Here is a 16601-nt window from a genome sequence, read left to right on the forward strand (position 1 = left end):
CATGTCAGATACGCCGATCAATTTGGACGAGCTGCGCCAACGCATCGACCAGCTCGATGAGGACATCGTGCGTTTAATCAGCGAGCGTGCTCATTGCGCCCAGCAGGTGGCCAAGGTCAAGCTGGTGGATGAAGAGAACGCGGTGTTTTATCGGCCCGAGCGTGAGGCCCAGGTACTGCGCCGCATCATGTCGCTCAATGAAGGCCCGCTCGATGATGAAGAGATGGCGCGGCTTTTCAGAGAGATCATGTCGGCGTGTCTGGCGCTGGAGAAGCCCATCAAGGTCGCCTACCTGGGCCCGGAAGGCACCTTCACCCAGCAGGCAGCGCTCAAGCACTTTGGCGACAGCGCCGTCAGTCTGCCCATGGCCGCCATCGATGAAGTTTTTCGTGAGGTAGAAGCGGGCGCGGTGAACTATGGCGTGGTGCCGGTGGAGAACTCCACCGAAGGGGTGGTGAATCACACCCTCGATACCTTTATCGACTCCTCGATCAAGATCTGCGGCGAGGTCGTTCTGCGTATTCACCACCACCTGCTGGTCAGCGAGAATACCCGTCGCGATAAGGTCACGCGTATTTACTCCCATCCGCAATCCTTTGGGCAGTGCCGCAAGTGGCTCGACGCTCACTTTCCTCACGCCGAGCGGGTGCCGGTCGCCTCCAACGCCGAAGCGGCGAAGCTGGTCAAGACCGAGTGGCACAGCGCCGCGATTGCCGGCGATATGGCGGCCAAGCTTTATGGGCTTACGCATATCGCGGAAAAAATCGAGGACCGGCCGGACAACTCGACACGGTTTTTGATCATCGGCAGCGAAGGCGTGCCCAGCTGCGGCGAGGATAAAACCTCGGTGGTCGTGGCCATGCGCAACCAGCCCGGCGCGCTTCACGACCTGCTCGAACCCTTTCATCGTCACGGTATCGACCTTACCCGTATCGAAACACGCCCCTCGCGTACCGGGGCGTGGAACTACGTCTTCTTTATCGATTTCAGAGGCCACTGCGACGAACCCGGCGTTGCCTCTGTGCTCGAGGAAGTCAAACAGCGCGCGCTTGAACTGCGTGTTTTGGGCTCCTACCCCCAGGGCGTAATGTGATCGATCGGCAATCCTCTTTGAAAAGCCAGGGGGGCTTTCGAGAGCCGCGGTTATTGATCGTCGGGCTTGGCTTAATGGGCGGCTCGCTTGCGGCTGCGCTTAGGCAGCAGGGTTTTGATGGCAAGATTCTGGCCTGCGACCCCAGTGATAGCGAGATCGCGCTGGGCATCGAGATGGGGCTGATCGACGGCGGCGGTCGCCATCTCGAAACGCTGCTGGATAACGTCTCGATGATCGTGCTGGCGGTGCCGGTGCTGGCCATGGAGACGGTACTGGCGACGCTCAAGGAGGGCTTGTCCAGCGCATCCCCCGACGTAGTGATCACCGATGTCGGCAGTACCAAGGGCACGATTCGCGACTGCGTGGTGCGGGTTTTTGGCGAACTGCCTGCTAACGTGGTGCTCGGCCACCCCATCGCCGGGTCCGAGAAAAGCGGCGTGGCGGCGGCCAATCCGGCGCTTTTTATCGATCATAAGGTCATCCTGACGCCGGCACCCAACGCCGACCCCGTAGCGCTTTCCAGAGTCGCTGCACTTTGGCAGACCTGCGGCGCCGAGGTGCTCGAAATGAGTGTCGAGCGCCACGACCAGGTGCTGGCGCGTACCAGCCACCTGCCGCACCTGCTGGCATTTTCCCTGGTGGATACGCTGGCCCGTCAGGACGAGCGGATGGAAATTTTCCGCTACGCCGCCGGTGGCTTTCGCGACTTTACCCGCATCGCCGGCAGCGACCCGGTCATGTGGCGCGATATCTTCATCGCCAATCGCGAAGCGGTGCTGGCCTCCCTCGATGATTTCGAGGCGGGCCTGGCGAGTCTTCGCCGCTCGATCGAGCAGGGCGATAGCGACGCGCTCATTGCCACCTTCGACCGGGCCAGCCACGCGCGGCACTACTTTGGCACCCTACTTAGTAAAACCAGTTATCAGGCGGAATACCATATGCAGTCTCACGCAAATGTTACCTACCGTGTAAAACCCGGTGGCCAGGCCCAGGGCCGGCTGCGGGTGCCCGGCGACAAGTCCATGTCCCACCGCTCGATCATGCTGGGGGCGCTGGCCGAGGGCGTGACCGAGGTAAAGGGCTTTTTGGAAGGTGAGGACAGCCTGGCCACGCTGCAGGCGTTTCGCGAAATGGGCGTGGCCATCGAAGGCCCGCACCAGGGGCGCGTGACGATTCACGGCGTGGGGCTTCACGGGCTCAAGGCACCGGCCGGGCCGATTTACGTGGGCAATTCGGGTACCGCCATGCGGCTATTTGCCGGGCTTTTGGCGGGCCAGCAGTTCGATAGCGAGCTCACCGGGGACGAGTCGCTGACCAAACGCCCCATGGGCCGCGTGGCAGAGCCGCTGCGCCTGATGGGCGCGGCGGTTGAAACCGCCGAGGGCGGGCGCCCGCCGCTGGTCATCCGCGGTGGCGCCAAACTGCAGGGCATTCATTACGATATGCCCATGGCCAGTGCCCAGGTCAAATCGTGTTTGCTGTTGGCGGGGCTTTACAGTGAAGGCGAAACCCGGGTGCGCGAACCCGCGCCGACCCGCGATCACACCGAGCGCATGCTCAACGGCTTTGGCTATCCGGTACACCGTGAAGGCGATACTTGCTGGCTGGAAGGCGGACACAAACTCACCGCTGGGCCCATCGACGTGCCCTCGGATATCTCGTCGGCCACGTTCTTTTTAGTCGCTGCGGCGATTACCCCAAACTCGGACATTACCCTCGAGCACGTGGGCATGAACCCGACCCGTATGGGGGTCATCAATATCCTGACGCTGATGGGCGCGAATCTCGCGTTTGAAAACGAGCGCGAAGTAGGCGGCGAGCCGGTCGCCGATATTCGCATTCGTTTCGCCCCGCTCGAGGGTGTCGATATTCCGGTCGACCAGGTGCCGCTCGCCATCGACGAGTTCCCGGCGCTGTTTATCGCCGCGGCCAATGCCAGGGGTACGACCCGGTTGCGCGGCGCCGAGGAGCTTCGCGTCAAGGAGTCCGACCGACTCCAGGCCATGGCCGACGGCCTTGCCATTCTGGGCGTCGAGCACACCGTGGTAGAAGACGGTATCGATATCGTTGGCGGCCAGTTGTCAGCGGACGCATCGCCGAACTACGCCGGCGGTACGGTCGACAGCCTGGGTGACCACCGTATTGCCATGGCGTTTGCCGTGGCGGGTCTGCGAGCCTCGAGCGAAATCGTCATTAACGACTGCGCCAACGTGGCCACGTCGTTTCCGGGCTTCTTGACGCTTTTGGAGCGCATCGGCATGAGCGCCGAGGAGGTACGCGAGCCATGATATCGATCCCGGTATTGACCATCGACGGCCCCGGCGGGGCCGGCAAGGGCACGATCAGCAGTCTAATCGCCGAACGCCTTGGCTGGCATCTATTGGACAGCGGCGCGCTTTACCGGCTCACCGCTCAAGCGGCGGTCAAACACGACGTGGCGCTAGACGATGAAGCCGCCCTCAAGCGCCTGGCAGCGGAACTCGATGTCGCCTTTCCCGTGACAGACGGTGCCCCGCGTACACTGTTGGAAGGCGAGGACGTCACGCTCACCATTCGCACCGAGCAGGCCGGCGAGCGGGCTTCACGGGTGGCCTCGCTTCCCGGCGTGCGCCAAGGGCTTTTAGAGCGCCAGCGTGACTTTTGCAAAGCGCCGGGCCTGGTGGCCGATGGGCGGGACATGGGAACGGTGGTATTTCCCGATGCGCCTTTAAAGGTGTTTCTAACCGCCAGCGCCGAGGAGCGTGCTCGTCGACGGCATCAGCAGTTGCAGGAAGCCGGCGTGGATGCTAGTCTTTCGAGTCTTTTAAAGGAGATTCAGGCACGCGATGCACGCGACACGCAGCGCAGTGTGGCTCCTCTCAAGCCGGCAGATGATGCCATTACGCTTGATACCACACGCCTGAGTATACCGGAAGTGGTTGATCAGCTAGCTCGCTTGCTCGTTCAGAAAGGGCTTGCAGGCGATAACTGACTCTCCCTTGCGGCGTTTTTGGGAAGGTGTCACGACATGGCAGGGCGGCAATTCATATGATCGTTCATATCAGAGAGCCCGGTCAGGTCTAACCAGCGTTAACACCCCTGAAAGCTGAGTTACATTAGGCCCGTACTCGCTGGTGGTACGGAGAAGGCATTACGCCTCAACAACGTTGATCACGTAGGAAAACCATGAGCGAAAGCTTTGCTGAACTGTTTGAACAGTCTCTTAACGACATCAACATGGAGCCGGGCGCCATCGTCGCGGCCCAGGTTGTCGACATCGACGGTGACTGGGTTACCGTTAACGCTGGTCTGAAGTCTGAAGGCCAAATCCCCGCGGCGCAGTTCCGCGATGAAAACGGCGAACTCAACATCGCGATCGGTGATGACGTTCACGTTGCACTGGAAGCCGTAGAAGATGGCTTCGGTGAAACACGTCTGTCTCGTGAAAAAGCCAAGCGTGCAGAAGCCTGGAAGATTCTTGAAGCAGCCTTCGAGAAAGACGAAATCATCAAGGGCGTGATCAACGGTAAAGTTAAAGGCGGCTTTACAGTCGACGTTGACTCTATCCGTGCCTTCTTGCCGGGTTCACTGGTCGATGTTCGTCCGGTTCGCGATACCGCGCACCTGGAAAACAAAGAACTCGATTTCAAAGTCATCAAGCTCGACCCGAAACGCAACAACGTCGTTGTTTCGCGTCGCGCCGTGCTTGAAGCCGAAAACAGCGCCGAGCGTGAAGCACTGCTCGCTACGCTGCAGGAAGGCCAGCAAATCAAGGGTATCGTCAAGAACCTGACCGATTACGGCGCCTTCGTTGACCTGGGTGGCGTTGACGGCCTGCTGCACATCACCGATATGGCCTGGAAGCGCATCAAGCATCCGTCCGAAATCGTTGCCGTGGGCGACGAGATCAACGTCAAGGTTCTTAAGTTCGACCGTGAGCGCAACCGCGTATCGCTGGGTCTTAAGCAGCTGGGCGAAGATCCCTGGGTCAACATCAAGGGCCGTTACCCGGAAGGCACCAAAGTACACGCTGTCGTCACTAATCTGACCGACTACGGCTGCTTTGCAGAGCTTGAAGAGGGCGTCGAAGGTCTGGTCCACGTTTCCGAAATGGATTGGACCAACAAAAACATCCATCCGTCCAAAGTCGTGCAAGTGGGCGACGATGTCGACGTCATGGTGTTGGATATCGACGAAGAGCGTCGTCGTATTTCCTTGGGTATCAAGCAGTGCACCGCTAACCCGTGGGAAACCTTCAACGCTGAGTACAACAAGGGCGACCGTGTTTCCGGTACCATCAAGTCGATCACCGACTTCGGTATCTTCATCGGCCTTGAAGGCGGTATCGACGGTCTTGTACACCTGTCCGATATCTCCTGGACCGAGACCGGCGAAGAAGCGGTTCGCAACTTCAAGAAAGGCGACGAAGCCGAAGCCGTCATCCTGTCTATCGACCCCGAGCGTGAGCGTATCTCGCTGGGTATCAAGCAAATGGATTCCGATCCGGTTGCTGAGTACCTCTCGGTCAATGATAAAGGCAGCATGGTAACGGGTCGCGTCGTCGAAGTTGACGCGAAGGAAGCGCACGTAGAACTCGCTACCGACGTTATCGCTATCTTGAAAGCGTCTGAAATTAGCGCTGACCGCGTCGAAGACGCGCGTAACGTGCTAAACGAAGGCGACAGCGTTGAAGCGCGCATCGTTAATGTCGATCGCAAGAGCCGTCAGATCAATCTGTCAATCAAAGCGAAAGACCAGGACGATACACGTCAAAACATGAAGAAACTGCGCGATCAGGACTCTTCTGAAACAGGCGGCGGTGGTGCAACCACTATCGGCGATCTGATCAAGCAGCAGATGGGCGGCCAGGACTAATCGTTCTAGCGTTCATTCAAGAAACGCCGCCTTCGGGCGGCGTTTTTTTTACCTGTAATACCGCGTCTGCCTCAATAAATTAGTTTGCCGGTTTCCAGGTTTAAACTTTTAAACTGGTTTGATTTAAAAAAACGATTAGTATTTAGCTTAAAATCAACTAGACTATTGTCAATTAGAGCAATTAAAGCAATAATGTCGACGCCTCGGGGCAAGTAATTCATGGTTATTATAATTTAACCTTTTACTTGTTCAGTCACAGTTTCAAGGAACCCCCTATGTCACTCCTAAATGAATACATGCAGAAAGAGCAGCAGCTAAAGCAGCTGCAGGAAGATCTACAGCGTTTGGAAGGTGATCAGCGCCTTAAGAGCGAGCTCGAGTTTAAATCAAAGCTCGAAGCATTGATGAATGAGTTCAATAAGCGCCCGGCAGATGTCGTTGCTTTACTGGAACCATCAAGTGACCAACGCTCTTCCCAGAAAGCGGCGGCCCCGACCAATCGTCGCAAGCGTCGTCTTAAAGTGTACAAGAACCCGAACACCGGCGATGTTATTGAAACGCGTGGTGGAAACCATAAAGGGCTCCGTGCCTGGAAAGACGAGTACGGCGATGAGACCGTCGAATCCTGGCTCCAGCCGCAAGACAGCTAATTAAGAAAAGCCGGTGCCTTTTTAGGGCACCGGCTTTTTTGTTCGAGTTAAGCATTGGATGCCCACGGGTTCTCTGAAAGCCCTTCCAGCGAAGACGCGCCAGGAATCGTTTCTCGTAAAGACCCACAGCAGTAGACAGGTGAATTCATTCCAGCGCCTGCTCGTAAGCACAGACACCTCTGCTATGCTTGAAAGAGGTTTGGGCTACCTGCCACGTTCTGAGCGCATTGATAAGCATTTGTGAACGGCCGTTGGTGCTTCGAACCCGCGTTTCTTTGAAGTGTTCTGACTTTGCCGTATGGTTTGACATTCGTGCGCTTCATTCAGTATCAGATGAGTGTGAACGTGACAGCCACGGCTCGTTTTTTATGCGCTATAGTCGTTGTGCGCTAACACGCAAAAGATGAACGCTCTTGGGCCCTGTGGGCAGCCTCTTTAACCCAGTGAAAGCCTGGACAAGGTAGCTGCGTCCTCACCCTGTGTGATTCATTAAGTAGCTCTATTCTTACCATTTAAAAAGACGGCCAGTGCCACCATTATAAGATGTAGTAACGCTCACTGAGCCTGTAAGCCTTCATCGAGTATCTTGAGTATCAGTTAGCCGATTGGCTCGGCCGATTTGGGGGCATTTGCTGAAATTAACTTTTGTTAGCAAGCGCGATATTAAGTCGCACCCTAAAGCCAGAATTGCCGCACCATGAAGCTGCAAATTTTCTTTTCTTAAGTAAGGTGTAAATGAAAGGTCAATGAAATATCAAAAGGAATATAAGCAGGTGGACGAGCGCGATAAACTACGCAAGTTTCGCGAGCTTGACGATGCTTTCGCGCAGGCGTTACGTCAGCTGGAGAATCCAGACAATAGTTTTGATATTCCTACCGGCCCTCCGGTACGTTCGCTTAAAGACCTGGAAGAGCAGGATGAGAAAACCCGGGTCGAGGAAAGCGAGCGGCTATTTGGTGAACGCTTGAAAGCCCTATGTATCGAAAACGGATATTCCGAGGAAAGTGTCAAAGCGCTCGTAGAGGCTTTGGTGAAAGGGGGGCGCTGGACCATGGATGAAACACCGTCGGTTACCCAACCCACGGTCGAGCATGGCCTTAGCGGTAGCGATAAACCCGCAGGCTAGGCAGAAATGCCTCACTTTCCAGCTTTTCATCGCGGCGCTTGGCGCGGGTGCGCTGCTCCGGCATCTGAGGCGAGGGTGCCTTGATGTGCGGTAGGCGCGCTTGCTGGGCGGGCACGATCAGTGGCATGGCAATATTATGCGCCAGGCGTGTATGGCCCTCCTGAAGTGGCTCGGTAAAGAACAGGTTCGCTCGCATCAATGGTGCCTGGGCTTGCACCCGGGCCAGCGTTTCGCCAGAGGGTATGCCGGCCAGTTTCTGTAGCTGAATACGTATGTGGGGGGCATCGGTATCGAGTTGCAGCAGTTTTTTCTCCGCCTCTTGAACACTCAGCTTTTTAATCGAACGCCCGCTCGTATACCAGGCCAGGCGCACCCGGGAGACAGGGCCCGGGGCGATAGGAATATGACGCCAACACTGCTTCAAGTGAAGCCGTGCCATACCGCTTTTGCGCAATACATCATCGACATGGGGATGGCGCTCGGGCAAGCGCTGCCGCGCCTCGGTCAAGGCGCTGGGTGAAAGCGCCTTGATACGGCTTATAAGCTCGCTAATAGCGCTCTTGGCCTGGTTGACCTCGTCGATGGCTTCGACAAGGTCGTCGCCTGCCGCGATCACGGCGATATAGTTACGCGTTTCGCGCCCGTCCTGGCCTTGCACATGCCACATATCCATCAGTGCATGGCGAAACCAGCACGCCTTCTCGCTTGTTCCTTCCAGTTGCCAGGTGGGCGGCCGGGTTCGCTCGTAAAACTCGGCCGCCTTTTCGATGGCAGCTATCAGCTGGTCGAAGCGGGAATCGAGCGCGTAAAAGAGGTGATACGCCGCGGGGGTATCGTTACTCATCCCGCGCCTTCATGAGAGCGGGGCGTCTTTGTCGGCCTGGGCCAGCAGTGTTTCGATATCGGCTTCATCCATGGCCGATTCGCCACCAATGCGGTGGGATTCATCCGCCCAGGCACCAAGGTCGATCAACTGGCAGCGCTTGCTGCAAAACGGCCGATACGCACTTTCCGGCGTCCAGGGTACCTGGGTACCGCATTGGGGGCAGGCTACTTCAAAAGGGGAATCGTTAGCGGGGGACATAAAACTCCTGCACGTTGATGCTCATATAGTGTTACTCAAATGCCGGTAGCGCTGGTCGAGAGTGGCGACTTGCTTTTCGAGCTGCTCGTGAGCGCTATCATTATCGACCACATCATCGGCGTTGGCCAAACGCTCTTCCCGAGAAAGCTGCGCGGCGAGGATCGCATTTATCTGCTCTTCGCTTACGTTATCCCGGCGCATGGTACGTTCGCGCTGGGTCTCGACGCTCACATCGACCACGAGCGTGCGCGCGACCAATGCCGCCTGTCCGGACTCGAATAGCAGCGGTGAAACCAGCAGTACGTAGGGCGAGTGCCGTTCGAGCGCTTCGAGATGCTCGACCAGACGCGTGCGGATACGCGGGTGGGTAACGGACTCGAGCCATTGACGCTCTGTGGCGTCGTTGAAAACCAGGGCGCGTAGCGCGGCCCGGTCGAGCGTGCCATCACCCTTGAGTATATGGCCGCCAAAGTGCTCGATGATGTCCGCAAGCGCTGGCTCACCGGGCATGACGATTTCCCGGGCGACGTCATCGGCATCGACAAACCCGATACCCCGCGCTTCGAACGCCCTGGCGACGGTCGATTTACCCGAGCCGATACCACCTGTTAAACCAATGATCATAAAACTATCCAGCCAGCCTTGGTGGGGCTTGGTTAAAAGCTAAGCGCTGTGTAAAGCACGAACAGTTCGTCACCGGCGAGCAGGCACGTCCAGCCGGCCAGCGCCAAAAAGGGGCCAAAAGGCAGCGGCTTACCGCGCATGTTGGGAATCAGCCACTGGGCGAGCAAGCCTATGACCGCCCCCAGCCCCGCCGACACCACCAGCAAAAGCGGTAAGAAAGCCCACCCCAGCCACGCGCCAAGGGCGGCCAGCAGCTTGAAGTCGCCATACCCCATGCCTTCCTTGCCGGTTATCAGCTTAAACAGCCAGTAAAAACTCCAAAGGACGAGATAACCCGCCATGGCACCGATAACGGCACTTTGCAGCATGAACGGCTGGAACATCAGCTGGTAGATGAGGCCTAGCCAGAGAAGCGGTAGCGTCAGCGCATCGGGCAGCAGGAAGGTACGAAAATCGATAACCGCCAGGGCGAGAAGTGTCAGGCACGCGGCAAAGATGAACAGCGCGTTGAGCGTAAAACCAAAAAGCGCCAGCACCGCCACGGCCACTAGCCCTCCGGCGAGTTCCACGAGCGGATACTGCGGGCTGATACGTGTTTGGCAATGCGCGCAGCGCCCTTGGCGCTTTAGCCACCCGACGACGGGCAGGTTATCGTGCCAGGCAATGGCCGCCTCGCAACGTGGGCACATGGAAGCGGGGACGGCGAGATTGAAGCGCGGGGCGGGTTCGAGGGGTAACTCCAAAGACGCCCGCGCCTCTTCGCGCCAGTGGCGCATCAGCATGACCGGAAGGCGGGTAATGACCACGTTCAAAAAACTGCCCAGGCAGAGTCCAACGATAAAAATGGCGCTATATAAAATGGCTGGCGGTAAACCCATGATGCTCCAGGCAAGCGGTTAAAGTGCGGTACCAATTTCGAAGATGGGCAGATACATGGAAACGACGACGCCGCCGACCAAAAGCCCCAGAACGACGATTATAACCGGTTCCATGAGTGAGGTAAGTGTGTCGACCTTGTTTTCCACTTCTTCTTCGTAATAGTCGGCCACTCGATTCAACATCGCATCCAGGGAGCCTGCTTCTTCGCCAATGCTCACCATTTGCACGGCCAGGGCCGGAAAACGGTTGGTCAGGCGCATGGCAAAATGCAGCTGTTGGCCGGTCGTCACGTCCTCGCGTACCTCGTTGATAGCCTTAATGTAGACCCGGTTGTCCGCCGCCCCGGAGGCGGTTTCCAGCCCCTCGATGAGCGGCACGCCGGAGCTAAAGGTCGTGGCAAGCGTTCTTGTAAAGCGTGACACCGCCGATTTGTGCAGTATGTCCCCCAGCACCGGTAGGCGAAGCAGGAACTGATCGATGGCGTAGGCGACTTTATCCGAACGCCTGGCCGCCGCCTTGAGGAGCACGATCCCCCCCACGATCAAGCCAAGCGTGGGTAGCCAGTAGGCCTGGGCGAGTTCCGAGAAGCGCACAGTCACCTGGGTAAGTACGGGAAGCTCGGCGCCAAAGCCCTGGAACATGCTTTCGAACTCGGGCACGACCATTACCAGCAAAATCATCGTCACGACCAGGCCGATGGTCATGACCGCAGCCGGATACCAAAGCGCCTTTTTCACCCGGCTTTTCAGTGAAGCGACTTTTTCCTTGTAGAGGGCGATGCGTTCGAGCATTTGATCGAGCGCCCCGGCCTGCTCGCCGGCGCTGACCAGGTTCACAAAGAGCCGGTCGAACTGCTTGGGGTGTCGGGCCATCGCCTGGGAAAGGCTGTCGCCGGAGGAGACATCGCGCATGATCTGCTGGGTCAGGTCGACCATGGCCGGCTTTTTCATGCTCTCGGAAATGGCCTGGAGCGCCTGAAGAATCGGGATGCCCGCGCGCATCATGGTCGCCATTTGCCGGGCAAACAGCATGATGTCGACACTGGAGACGCTGCCGCGGCCGTTCAGGCTGCTGCGTTTTTGAATCTTTTGCGCGGTAATCCGTTGGCGTGCAAGCTGCTCGACGATTTCATCCTTGGTGCGGCCAATCAGCTCGCCCTTCATGACACGATCTTTCGGGCCCTTGCCCTGCCATTTCCAGCGGTGCAAGGGAGCAAGTTTCGTGCGCGCTTTCGCTTTGGCCATCACCCTGGTTACTCCTTGCTGATACGGTTGACTTCTTCAAGGCTGGTGCTGCCATCCAGCACCCGACTCAAGCAGCTTTGGTAGAGGCTTGGGTGGTCTTCCTGGCGGGCGAGCTTGTCGATTTCGAGCGCGTTGCCGTCGCGCATGATCAAGGTGCGCATGTCGTCGCTAATCGGCAATACTTCGTAAATGCCCACGCGCCCTTTATAGCCTTGGGTGCACTGCTTGCAGCCCACCGCCTTGTAGATGGTGACGTTATCGAGCTGCGCCTGGCGGAAACCGGCTTTCAAAAGCGCCTCGTGGGGGATATCCGCCGGCGCCTTGCAGTTAGGGCAGAGCCTTCGCGCTAGCCGCTGGGCGATGATCAGCGTGACCGAGCTTGCAATGTTGTACGAGGCAACGCCCATATTGGCCAGGCGCGTCAGGGTTTCCGCTGCCGAGTTGGTGTGCACGGTCGAGAGCACCATGTGTCCGGTCTGCGCCGCCTTGACGGCGATCTCTGCGGTTTCGAGATCGCGAATCTCACCCACCATGACCACGTCCGGGTCTTGGCGCAAAAATGCGCGCAGAGCGCTGGCAAAATTGAGCCCGATCTTGGGCAGCACGTTGACCTGGTTGATGCCCGACACCTTGATCTCGACCGGATCCTCGGCGGTACAGATATTGCGCTCGATCTGATTGAGCATATCGATACCGGTGTAGAGCGTTACGGTTTTACCGCTACCGGTGGGGCCGGTCACCAGGATCATGCCCTGGGGGCGTTTGAGGGCGGCTTCGTAATCCTTTTGCTGACGCGCACTGAAGCCCAACTGCTCGATACCCAAGCGTATCGAGGAGGGGTCGAGTATCCGTAGCACCAGCTTTTCGCCGTACACGGTGGGGAGCGAGTTGACCCGGAAATCGATCGAGCGCGAGCGGGACAGCTGCAGCTTGATCGCCCCGTCCTGGGGGAGGCGGCGCTCGGAAATATCCAGCCGGGACATGATTTTCAAACGCGCCGCAATCCGGTCGCGCATGGCAAACGGCGGCTTGGCGATCTCGATGAGCATGCCGTCGATACGAAAGCGCACCCGGTACTGGGATTCGTAAGGCTCGAAGTGAATATCCGACGCACCGCGGCTGATGGCATCCAGCAGCACCTTGTTGACGAACTTGACGACCGGCGCGTCCTCCTTGTTGACGCCGGTACTCTCCAAGGTGACCTCTTCGCCTTCCTCGTCGTGAACGATATTGAGCGCGCCGACGGAGTCGTCCACGCCGTCGAGCTCTTCGAGCAGGCTGCGCTCGTTCTGGGCCACGTACTGAATCAGGTGGCTGCGTATCTGCTCCGCCGGTGCCAGTACGCCCTCGACGCTCAAGTTGGTGGCAAACTGCAGTTCATCAAGCTGGGTGAGCGTGGCCGGGTAAGGCACCGCCACGGTGAGCCGGTGGCCGTGGCGCGCCAGCGGCAACGCGTTCAGCTTGTTGAGTATCTTGATAGGGTATTCGTTGGCCGGGGGCAGGGCGCTTAGCTTGACCGCCTCGAGATCCACCACCGGTAGCCCGTACTCCCAGGCCGCCGCCAGCACCGCATCGGTCGAATCCACCAGTCCACTTTCTACCACGTGCTGTAGAAACGAAAGATCGAGCTCGGCGGAGGACTCGTCCGCCACCTCGGCTTGAGCCCGGGTCAGCACTTCGTGGGCAACCAGGCGCCTGGCAATACCGCTTAATTTAAGCCCCGTGGCGGGCTCGTCAAAGGCAGAAGAGGTCATAGAATCTCGCAACGCGTGCGTGTGGGCAGCAAGAATACTTAACTGCCATTAAAAACTACTATAATGCACGCTTTGCCGTCATCATAAAGAGGGAATAGCGCTCAAAAAAGGCTTATAAAGCTAGTTGTCAGCTCTTCCCCGCCAGGCTAATGTGACCCCCACATGGGCTAAACATTTTTAGCCCCAAAAAAACGACATATTCAAAGGGACACACCGAATGCAAATGCCAAACGCAACACAGCTAAAACGCTACCACCAGGGCGGTTTTACGTTGATCGAGCTGCTGATCGTAGTGGCGATCATCGGTATTCTGGCGGCGGTGGGTGTGCCTCAGTATGGTAATTACTTGGATCGTTCTGCTAGAAGCGCTTGTGCCTCAGAATTGAGCTCTTTCAGAAGTCTTGCTGTTGCGGAAAGCGCCACATCCGGTTCTATTGGGGCAGATAATTCAGTGATCACTGATTTCAATTTTCAATCTTGTGATGTTGAAGATGGTGATAGAGTTGGACTGGCACAGGACTTCATTGACAGCGACGAGAATACTTTTTCAGTCGGAGTTGTTCGAGAGGGTGTAGCCGATATCGAAGTGGTTAATGGTCAAATAACTACTGAGCCCGCTACTGCCGAGGTTGAACCTCAGTAATCAATAATTTTTAATCGTTACCTAATAAAAAAACCGCCAGTTGGCGGTTTTTTTATTATCGTGATCCAATATTTTTTGCTTTTACCGTAAGTTTGGGTTGGGGAAATATGCTTCTTATAAAGTATGTTGTTGTATGCACGGGTGCCCAATTAAATTAGCCTTGTGTGTTATCAAGACGATATTTATGTGTCATTAAAAAATATACGAACTGTAGTTTCGAAAAATACAATTTATTGATTTTTAAAGATTTATAAGGAGATTGATATGCTGGCAACGTTACAGGTACGGCTCCAGGAAACGGTACGCATTGCCCAAGCAGCAGGCCAAATGATCAAAACAGCGCGGGCCGAGCAGCGTTTCGATCAGCGCTTAAAGCAGGGCATCGAGCTGGTCACCGATGTGGATGTGGCGGTGGATACCTTTATCAGTGAAGAGCTTTCCAAACACTTTCCGCGGGAAGCGCAGCTTAGTGAAGAGCTGAGCCCCGAGAAGGGCCTGGAAGCGAAGGAGCCGCTGTGGGTCGTGGATCCTATCGACGGCACGGTGAACTTCGCCCAGGGGCTTCGCCATGTGGCGGTCTCCATTGCCTGGCTCGAGCAGGGCGTGGGCAAGGTCGGTGTGGTGCACGCGCCGTTTTTGGATGAAACCTTCACCGCGGTAGAGGGAGGCGGGGCGCAGTTGAACGGTCAGCCCATCGAGCCAAGTAAGGCGAGTGAACTGGCAGCGACCTTGGTGGGGACTGGCTTTCCCTACGACAAGGCCGAGCGCAAAGCGCTAATGCCGCGCCTGGAAGCCGTGTTAACGAATTGCCAGGATATCCGCCGCAACGGCGCCGCGGCGCTGGATATCTGTGATATCGCCTGCGGGCGGTTGGACGCCTACTTCGAGACCGTCTCGCCCTGGGATTTTGCGGCCGGCTGGGTCATCGCACGCGAGGCGGGCGCCTCGCTTGGCCGTTTGGTCGAAGTACCCGAGGGGCTCTCGGCGGACCTGTATCCTGAAGAGCTTCTGATCACGACCCCCGGCGTTTTCAAACAGATGGAGTCGCTTCTCAAGGGCGTGTCGTAAGCGTTTAGCCAAGCATTTGAAAAGAAAGCCTAAAAAGGACTTTTCATTTACGCCATTAAACGCTAGTATACGCACCGTCTTGAGGCGATAAGTCAGCGCTTTAAAAGTGCCGACCCCAAAAGACATCGGAGTGTGGCGCAGCTTGGTAGCGCGTTGCAATGGGGTTGCAAAGGTCGCAGGTTCGAATCCTGTCACTCCGACCAATATACGAAAACCGCCGCTACGGGTTACCCCGAGCGGCGGTTTTTTTATGCCTGATCAAAAACGCTCGTTAATGTCTTTGATATCGTTGGGGCGGCGTTGGGCGCCGCCAGGGCGAGTGCCTGGTTGTTGGCCTGGGCGGCTTGCGGCGTTACCCCGATACTTGTTCCAGGCGTTTTTCGCCTTTTGCCGGTTGGCGGGCTTTCGTAGCCAGTTGAAGAGCGCCAACAGTATCCACTTACGCATGATGACCTCCAGAGACGCTGATTCCGGGCGAACGTGCTGAATCAAAAAAGCCGCCGCTTAAAGCAAGCGGCGGCCCTTCGGGTTCGGCGGGCTTATTCTTGCTGGGCGCGGTGGTCGGCCAAGGCGGTGGTGACCGCTTCTTCCCATTGGCCGGCGTCGATACCCCAGTGCTCCATCTCCGATTCGTCCGGCGCGCCTTCGGCGGCGGCTTCGAGCTCTTCCGGCGAATGGGCCTCGAAGCAGTGTTTGGCGAATGCTTTGGTCGGGCCTTCCTGAAGCTGGTTGATCATTTCCATTGGGTCGTATCCTTTCCTTTTGGCTGCTTAATAGCGGGTATGAATCAGTATAGTAATTAGCCAGCACTTTGCGCTAAATGTTCCACGCGGACTAGACAAATACCTCGGTGAGAATTTTAACCGCGATACCGGCCAGTAGCAGCATGATCAGCTTATCGAACCACTCAAATGGCAGGCGCTTGCCAAGGGCGGCGCCCAGCGGCATGCCCAGCGCAATCACGGCGAATGCTGCCAGGCTATAGGCGCCAAGCTCGAGGGTTAGAATACCCGTGGCCAGCAGTGCCGGTATTTGGGCCAGCGTAATGGCGCAGAAAAATACCGAGATCGAGCCAATGAACGCGCGTCGCTCGAGTCGCATGGCGTTTAAAAAGGTAATCGAGGCCGGCGCCGACATGCCCGCCGCCCCCTGAAGTATGCCGCCGACTAGCCCCACCGGCAGTACGAGCCGGTCGGCCATCGCCATCGAAAGCGCCATCTTTCCCCTCAGTAGCTTGATCACGAGATAAAGCACGATCGCCCCGGCCACGCCTAATGACAGCGTATCGTGAGAGAGCGCTACCAGCCCCCAGGTACCCAGGACGATCCCCGCGCAGCCTGCTAGCGAGAACACCATCAAAAACCGGATGGGCAGCAGGTGGCGGCGGTGCTGCCAGGCCTGGAGGGCATTACTGAACAGGTTGGAGGCCACCAGTAGCGCGATGGCCGTCTGCACGTTGTAGAGCATGGTAAACACCGGCACGACGATGACCGGCACGCCGGAGCCGATTGCGCCTTTCACCACTCCGGCTATTAATAGCGTGAATAGCGCGATGATCACGGGTTCATCCTGTATGTCATG

At 57.3% G+C, this 16601-nt stretch carries 17 protein-coding genes and 1 tRNA gene; 9 read left to right on the forward strand and 9 right to left on the reverse strand.

Translation table 11 applies throughout. From position 1 onward, the window contains the following. The first annotated feature begins 1 nt into the window (after position 1). The 6 genes from pheA (at position 2) to ACWHRL_RS08935 (ending at position 7724) form a co-directional block, all read left to right on the forward strand. On the forward strand, positions 2-1093 hold the full coding sequence (gene pheA / locus ACWHRL_RS08910; RefSeq protein ID WP_447896086.1) for a prephenate dehydratase: 1092 nt from the start codon (positions 2-4) through the stop codon (positions 1091-1093). Then, on the forward strand, positions 1090-3381 hold the full coding sequence (locus ACWHRL_RS08915; RefSeq protein WP_447896087.1) for a bifunctional prephenate dehydrogenase/3-phosphoshikimate 1-carboxyvinyltransferase: 2292 nt from the start codon (positions 1090-1092) through the stop codon (positions 3379-3381). Before pheA ends, ACWHRL_RS08915 begins: the two co-directional genes overlap by 4 nt. After that, entirely contained in the window at positions 3378-4064 is a 687-nt protein-coding gene (gene cmk / locus ACWHRL_RS08920) for a (d)CMP kinase (RefSeq protein WP_447896088.1), read from the forward strand. Before ACWHRL_RS08915 ends, cmk begins: the two co-directional genes overlap by 4 nt. 194 nt (positions 4065-4258) lie before the next feature. Continuing rightward, positions 4259-5947, forward strand: a complete 1689-nt coding sequence (gene rpsA / locus ACWHRL_RS08925; RefSeq protein WP_447896089.1) for a 30S ribosomal protein S1 — start codon at positions 4259-4261, stop codon at positions 5945-5947. Between the two features lie 275 nt (positions 5948-6222). Next, the gene (locus ACWHRL_RS08930) at positions 6223-6597 is read left to right on the forward strand and encodes a histone-like nucleoid-structuring protein, MvaT/MvaU family (protein WP_447896090.1); all 375 of its coding nucleotides are present in this window, start codon (positions 6223-6225) and stop codon (positions 6595-6597) included. Between the two features lie 746 nt (positions 6598-7343). Then, on the forward strand, positions 7344-7724 hold the full coding sequence (locus tag ACWHRL_RS08935; RefSeq protein WP_447896091.1) for a hypothetical protein: 381 nt from the start codon (positions 7344-7346) through the stop codon (positions 7722-7724). On the opposite strand, the gene ACWHRL_RS08940 is transcribed toward ACWHRL_RS08935, so the two are convergent. The 6 genes from ACWHRL_RS08940 to pilB are packed head-to-tail and all read right to left on the reverse strand — an operon-like array spanning position 7696 to position 13309. Next, entirely contained in the window at positions 7696-8568 is an 873-nt protein-coding gene (locus ACWHRL_RS08940) for a DNA replication terminus site-binding protein (RefSeq protein ID WP_447896092.1), read from the reverse strand. The two genes, ACWHRL_RS08935 and ACWHRL_RS08940, sit on opposite strands and share 29 nt — an antisense overlap. Positions 8569-8577: 9 nt before the next feature. After that, entirely contained in the window at positions 8578-8808 is a 231-nt protein-coding gene (gene yacG, locus ACWHRL_RS08945; RefSeq protein WP_447896093.1) for a DNA gyrase inhibitor YacG, read from the reverse strand. Positions 8809-8829: 21 nt separating this feature from the next. Continuing rightward, positions 8830-9432, reverse strand: coding sequence for a dephospho-CoA kinase (gene coaE, locus ACWHRL_RS08950; RefSeq protein WP_447896094.1), 603 nt, complete (start codon positions 9430-9432; stop codon positions 8830-8832). Between the two features lie 32 nt (positions 9433-9464). After that, entirely contained in the window at positions 9465-10310 is an 846-nt protein-coding gene (locus ACWHRL_RS08955; protein ID WP_447896095.1) for a prepilin peptidase, read from the reverse strand. Between the two features lie 18 nt (positions 10311-10328). Further along, positions 10329-11555 (reverse strand): type II secretion system F family protein, encoded by a 1227-nt coding sequence (locus ACWHRL_RS08960; protein ID WP_447896096.1) that lies wholly within the window; start codon positions 11553-11555, stop codon positions 10329-10331. Positions 11556-11563: 8 nt separating this feature from the next. After that, positions 11564-13309: a type IV-A pilus assembly ATPase PilB gene (gene pilB / locus ACWHRL_RS08965; RefSeq protein ID WP_447896097.1), complete on the reverse strand. Its 1746-nt coding sequence runs from the start codon at positions 13307-13309 to the stop codon at positions 11564-11566. Positions 13310-13526: 217 nt separating this feature from the next. On the opposite strand from pilB, the gene ACWHRL_RS08970 reads away from it, so the two are divergent. The 3 genes from ACWHRL_RS08970 to ACWHRL_RS08980 all read left to right on the forward strand — a co-directional run bounded on the left by ACWHRL_RS08970 (position 13527) and on the right by ACWHRL_RS08980 (position 15223). After that, complete coding sequence (locus ACWHRL_RS08970; protein ID WP_447896098.1) at positions 13527-13952, forward strand: pilin; 426 nt, start codon at positions 13527-13529, stop codon at positions 13950-13952. Between the two features lie 264 nt (positions 13953-14216). Next, on the forward strand, positions 14217-15020 hold the full coding sequence (locus ACWHRL_RS08975; RefSeq protein ID WP_447896099.1) for an inositol monophosphatase family protein: 804 nt from the start codon (positions 14217-14219) through the stop codon (positions 15018-15020). A gap of 126 nt (positions 15021-15146) precedes the next feature. Then, positions 15147-15223 (forward strand) — tRNA-Pro (locus ACWHRL_RS08980). 55 nt (positions 15224-15278) lie between these two features. On the opposite strand, the gene ACWHRL_RS08985 is transcribed toward ACWHRL_RS08980, so the two are convergent. The 3 genes from ACWHRL_RS08985 to ACWHRL_RS08995 form a co-directional block, all read right to left on the reverse strand. Further along, positions 15279-15467, reverse strand: a complete 189-nt coding sequence (locus ACWHRL_RS08985) for a hypothetical protein (RefSeq protein WP_447896100.1) — start codon at positions 15465-15467, stop codon at positions 15279-15281. 92 nt (positions 15468-15559) lie between these two features. After that, positions 15560-15763 carry a hypothetical protein gene (locus ACWHRL_RS08990; protein WP_447896101.1) on the reverse strand — a complete coding sequence of 68 codons (204 nt, stop codon included), beginning with the start codon at positions 15761-15763 and terminating at the stop codon, positions 15560-15562. A 91-nt stretch (positions 15764-15854) separates the two neighbouring features. Next, positions 15855-16580, reverse strand: coding sequence for a sulfite exporter TauE/SafE family protein (locus ACWHRL_RS08995; protein WP_447896102.1), 726 nt, complete (start codon positions 16578-16580; stop codon positions 15855-15857). Between the last annotated feature and the right edge of the window lie 21 nt (positions 16581-16601).

The organism is Vreelandella sp. GE22 (assembly GCF_968212445.1).